This is a genomic window from Streptomyces sp. NPDC050636 (genome assembly GCF_040654775.1).
Taxonomy (GTDB): domain Bacteria; phylum Actinomycetota; class Actinomycetes; order Streptomycetales; family Streptomycetaceae; genus Streptomyces.
In genome coordinates, this window is sequence record NZ_JBFAIP010000193.1 from 1 (window position 1) to 5225 (window position 5225).

A 5225-nucleotide genomic window follows, 5' to 3' on the forward strand; every position below is an offset into this window, starting at 1 on the left:
CCGTGAGACCGCCCCTGCACGTTCGGAGTCCCGCTACACTCCCGCCACCCGGCGAAATCCCAGGTCAGACAGCGAAATCCTGCTGGAGTACTAGGTCAGAATCCGGCCTACATCGGCTCTAGCTTGGTCTCGCACCACCGAACAGGACCAAGAACAGGACCAAGAAAGGCGGAGTTCATGACCTCCACTGAGCCGACCAACGGTGAGCGTGCCGACCTGTTGGCGATGCTGGCCAAGCACCGGCACATGCTGCGCTTCACCACCCGCGACCTCACCGACGAGCAGGCGGGGCTGCGTACCACCGCCAGTGAGCTGTGCCTGGGCGGCCTGATCAAGCACGTCACCGTGGTTGAGCGGAACTGGGCCGACTTCATCCTGGACGGTCCGGCCTCGATGGGCGACTTCACCACCATGACCGAGGCTGACTGGGCTCGTCGGGCCGAGGAGTTCCGCATGCTGCCCGGTGAGACGTTGGCGGGTGTGCTGGACGACTACGCCGAGGTGGCACGCCGGACCGACGACCTGGTCGCCACCCTGTGCGATCTGGACGCCACCCAGCCGCTGCCGAAGGCGCCGTGGTTCGAGGGTGACGAGCGGTGGTCGGCCCGCCGGGTGCTGATGCACATCATCGCCGAGACCGCCCAGCACTCCGGCCACGCCGACATCATCCGCGAGTGCCTGGACGGCGCCAAAAGCATGGGCTGACCAGCCGCGTGACCTGGCTGCCCGGGCTGTCCTGGACAGCAGCAGCACCCGCTGGGCCCGTCGCCATCAGCGCCCCGCGCGGCGGCGCCGGACGACCAGATACGCGGCCCCGCCGCCCAGCGCGGCGACGGCGGCCATGCCCGCCCAGATGGGGGCGGACGACGACGTAGCGGACTGGGACTTGTTCCCGTCGGCGGCTTCGGCCGACGCCTTGGCAGACGGCCGGTCAGACGGCCGGCTCTCCTGTGGACCGGCGGGCTTGCTGGTCGGGTTGCCGGTGGGCTTGGTGCCGGGGGCGGGCACGTCCACGGTGCCTTCGCCGTGCCCCAGGTCGGGGAAGCCGCAGTTCACGGTCACCTTCCAGCGGCCGGGCGGCAGCGCCTGACGGGTGGTGTAGGTGGCCTTCGCGCCGTGGACGGGGACGAGTTTCCACGGGCCGAGGGAGCGGCCGTTCGCGTCGGTGGCGGAGAGCGTCCCCGCGATGGAATCGGTCACCGGGTCCTTGTCGTTCTCCCAGGTCGCGACGGTACGCACCCGGCCGTCGGCGGGCTGTGCGGTGTCGATGCCGAAGTCGATGGTGTCACCGTGCGCGGCGGCCGGCGGGGCAGGGACAACGGCGAGCAGTGCGACGAGGGCCGCAACGGGGGTGAGGCGGGAGGAACGGGTGAATCGCACGGAGGCTCCTGGCTGTGGAGGGCGTTGGGGGAGTGGGGGCGACGGGTGAGCCGGCTGCTGCTGGGGGTTCGGGCAGCCGCCGGCTCACGGTCACTTGGCCATCAGGCTGTTAGGTGGTCAGCGCATCAGGCCGTCGGCAGTCGGGCGACAACCGGGTGTCACTCAGGACGTCTGCCACTCAAGAAGCCCGCTGCAGCGTCCACTTCTGGTAGCCCTCATCGTTCTGCCGCTGGAGTTCGAGCAGCCAGCCGCCGTAGTACCAGCGCTTGCTGACTCCGAGGACGAACTGCGAGCCCTGCGGCTGGAGCACGTACGAGCCGTCTCCGGCGTTCCGCAGCCGCCACTTCTGGGATGCGGCACCGCTGCACGGCTGCTGGGCGACGTACTGGCCTGCGGCCGCGGAGGCGAACTGCAGGCACTTGCCGGAGACCGTCGAGGCGATGGTCACGGCGCCGTCACCGGCGTCCTTGAAGGTCCACTGCTGGTTGGCGTAGCCGTGGCGCTGGTAGGCGATCGCGACCGTGCCGTCGTTGTGGGAGCCGCCCCAGAGATCGGCGGCCTGCCCGGTGAGCGCGTTGACCATCACGTACTTCGCGCCGGGCTGGGTGGGCTGGTCGCCGTCGGACGCGGTGAGGGTGCGGAAGGTGCTGACGGGGCCCGGCTGCGAGGTCTTGTCGCCGGCGTACCGGGTGGCGACGCTGATCCGGTAGGAGGTGTCGGGGGTCAGCCGGACGAAGCGGGTCGCGGTGTCGCCGACGTCGGCGAGCTTCTTGCCGTTGAGGAAGACGGTGTAGCCCGCGGCGGAGGGCACCTTGGCCCAGCTGGCCACGGCGGAGTTCGCGGTGATCTGGGTGACCTTGGCGGCGGGGCCGGTGGACGGGCCGGACGTGGACGTCGGGGACGGCGTCGGGGTGGGCGTGCCGGTCGGGTTCGGGTCGGGCTTGGTGCCGTCACCGCCGTCGGCTATCAGGAAGCGGTTGTTGGCGACGTTCCAGTGGGAGGACAGGTAACTGCCGGGCTTGGGCGCGGTGTTGTAGTAGTCGTCGTGGTGGCAGTCGAGCCGCTCGTCACCCGTGCGCTCGGGGCACAGGATCTGCATCTTGGGGTAGTTCGGCGAGTCCGAGTAGCACATGATGTCCCACTCGTCCACGCAGTGCGCGCCGCCGCTGGCGTGCGGGGCGCTGTTGTTGACGGCGCCCAGGTTGTGGCCCAGTTCGTGCGCGGGCGTCGAGCCGCCCCAGCAGCCGGAGTCCGTACGCCCGTAGGACGGGCCGAAGTTGCTGAGGTTCTGTGCCCCAGGGCGCTCGTCGCCGTTGAAGGAGCCGATCCCGCAGTAGACCTTGCTGTCCACGAACATCATGTACTTGCGGTCGCGGCGGTCGAAGCCCTTGGCGGCCAGCGCCTTGTTGGTCGCGCCGAACTCGCTCAAGTCGGCGGCCGGAACCTCGACGTTCAGGACATTGGCGGTGCAGTCGGATTCGGTGACGAACCGTATTCGGCGGCTGCCGCCCGTCTCCTTGGCGCTCTCGTCGTAGATGACGTCGGCCTCGGCCGCCCACTTCTTGAACGAGGCCACGTACTGCGCGAACCGGTCACTGCCGGGCGCGTGCACGTAGAGCACCTGGACGCGGTTGCCCGAGGAGCCGTCACCCTCGCAGACCACCCTGGAACCGGAATCGGCCGCGGCGCCGGTGGTCGAACCGGCGGCCGCCGAGGCGGGCCGGTCCGCCTTGCCGGTACGCGCATCGAGCACGGGCATGCCGCCGGGCAGCACGTCGGAGGCGTCCGGGGTGCCGCTCGTGCCGCCCTTCAGCGCCGGGGACGGGGCGGTCCGCTGCACCGCGGGCCGAGCGTCCTTGGTGATGTCGACGCCCTTCGGCGGGGCGTCAGGGCCGTGTGTGCACAGCTTCGCCTTCGTCTTGGACACGACGTAGACACCGACGCACGGGTCTCCCTCGGGAGCAGGCTTGAGCCCCTGGTAGACCATGCCGCGCCCCTCGTTGCTCTCCGGGACCTCGCTGAGCGGCTCCGGCGGCGTCTCGTGGAGCGGTTCCACGCCGGGCGTCGGCCGGTCCGCGGCGCTCGGCCGGTCGGTGGTGCTGGCCGATCCGATGGTGACCACGCCGACGGCGAGACCGGCGGCTGCCGCGGTCGCCGCGGTGACCAGCGCCAGACGGCGTTTGGCTTTGCCGCGCCGGTGTATCGGGCGTCTTATTTTCATGGGCGGATTCCTGTCTGTACTCGTGGGGGATGAGGGGGAGAGATGGCTGAGGGGGCGCCAGGGCGAAGGCCCGGCACCGAGGGGCTGGAAGCCGACGGGCTGAATGCCGACGGGCTGAGGAAGGGCGTGGCCGCAGAGGACGCCTGGTGGCGCGTACGAGAGAGGGCGGCGGGGGGATCGGAACCGCCCGCCGCTGTGGGTTCAGGCGGCTCGCACCGCGCGCACCGCTACCCCTGGCGCTTGACGAACGTCATCGGAACCGCGTTGCCGGGCGCCTGGATCAGGACCCGCGCCGGGATGAGGACCAGCTTCTGCTTCTCGTCGCCGTTGCCGTCGACGAAGTCCAGCTTGTAGACGTGGTATCCGGTGTACCAACCGCCGTTGGCGCGCCCCTCGACCCACCCCGACACGCCGTCCGGCACGTCATAGGTGTTGTTCTGCTCGGTCATCGTCGTCCACTTGTTGGTGGTCGTGGTCGACTCGCTGTACGTGAAGTTGATCTCCGGGCTGGGATTGCCGGGAAGCCCCAGGGACCCGCTGACCTTTCCGCCGACGGACCAGCCACTGGTCCGGCTGGTGTCCTGGCCGACCGTGGCCCCGGTCTTGTAGGAGAACTGCGCCTTGCCCATCACCGACGACGAGGTCTGCATGACCGGGTACGCCTTGTCGAGCACACCGACGAATCCGCAGGGCTGCGACTCCCCGCCGGGGGTGTGGCTGGGCTGGCCGCACATCGACTTGGCATCCCAGTTGTCCAGCCACGGCTCCCGGTCGTCGCGGCTGCTGTTGCGGATGTCGGGCCCTTCGGTGGGGATCGTCGGTGGGAGGCCGAACCGGCTGCCCAGCGCGGCCGGAATGTCCGCGAGCGCCTGGTCGTGCGGGTAGACCTTCTCGACGTCGGCGAGCTTGATCTCCTGCGCATCCTGCCCTTGAACGGGGTAGCCCTTGACGGCCTCCTTCTGATTCAGCGGCGCGCTCCGGTTGATGAAGTCGAAGACTTCCTGTTCGGTCCGGAGGTAGGTGTTGCCTTCGTCGGCCACGGCAGGCGACGCCGTCCCGGCCAGCAACGGCACGGCTATGAGGGCGGACGCCGCAAGAACGGCCGCATACTTCCCGGTTCGGCGCGGCGCCGTGTGTTCAGGGGTGACAGCGCGAGGAGTCATGTCCGACTTCGCCTTCTTCCGGCAGGAGTTGAGGGGGACCCGCACGTCGTGGAAACGCGTGGGAACTCAGCCGCAGGCACGTGGGGGGTGGCCAAGGCAGGTGGCGAGAAAACTAGGAAGCTACTGTTGCGTTCGTCCGACGGTTTCGTAACAGAATTCACTCGGTCACCATTTGGCACAGCCGCACCACTAGTCACATCCCCTCTGAGTGACGTAAGGCAAACGGGAGGTGACGAGGCAACAGGATTTCAGCGTCATACGCACATGCCCCCGGGGACCGGCAGCAGTTGGCGCGGTGCGGTGTGAGTGGTCCGCTGCCGATCCCCGTGGGGCCTACCGCTGGGGCCTACCGGTGAGGCCCGGTGTCGTGGTGCGGAATCGGGCCGTGGTGGCGTCGTCGCTCCAGCGCTGCAGTCCGGCCTTTTCGAGTACGCGGACCGAGGCCGGGTTCGACAGCTCCA

4 protein-coding genes are annotated in these 5225 nt (G+C 69.4%); 1 reads left to right on the forward strand and 3 read right to left on the reverse strand.

What is annotated here, in order from left to right:
- The first annotated feature begins 177 nt into the window (after window positions 1-177).
- Window positions 178-705: a DinB family protein gene (locus AB0I10_RS40100; RefSeq protein ID WP_363157682.1), complete on the forward strand. Its 528-nt coding sequence runs from the start codon at window positions 178-180 to the stop codon at window positions 703-705.
- Between the two features lie 66 nt (window positions 706-771).
- Here the strand turns inward: AB0I10_RS40100 and AB0I10_RS40105 are convergent, their stop codons facing one another.
- The 3 genes from AB0I10_RS40105 to AB0I10_RS40115 form a co-directional block, all read right to left on the reverse strand.
- Window positions 772-1380, reverse strand: a complete 609-nt coding sequence (locus tag AB0I10_RS40105; protein ID WP_363157683.1) for a hypothetical protein — start codon at window positions 1378-1380, stop codon at window positions 772-774.
- Between the two features lie 178 nt (window positions 1381-1558).
- Entirely contained in the window at window positions 1559-3601 is a 2043-nt protein-coding gene (locus tag AB0I10_RS40110; protein WP_363157684.1) for an RICIN domain-containing protein, read from the reverse strand.
- A 227-nt stretch (window positions 3602-3828) separates the two neighbouring features.
- Window positions 3829-4764, reverse strand: a complete 936-nt coding sequence (locus tag AB0I10_RS40115; protein WP_363157685.1) for a hypothetical protein — start codon at window positions 4762-4764, stop codon at window positions 3829-3831.
- Between the last annotated feature and the right edge of the window lie 461 nt (window positions 4765-5225).

Coding starts and splice junctions, on each gene's coding strand:
- AB0I10_RS40100 (WP_363157682.1), top strand. CDS start 178: ATGACCTCCACTGAGCCGACCAACGGTGAGCGTGCCGACCTGTTGGCG.
- AB0I10_RS40110 (WP_363157684.1), bottom strand. CDS start 3,601: ATGAAAATAAGACGCCCGATACACCGGCGCGGCAAAGCCAAACGCCGT.
- AB0I10_RS40115 (WP_363157685.1), bottom strand. CDS start 4,764: ATGACTCCTCGCGCTGTCACCCCTGAACACACGGCGCCGCGCCGAACC.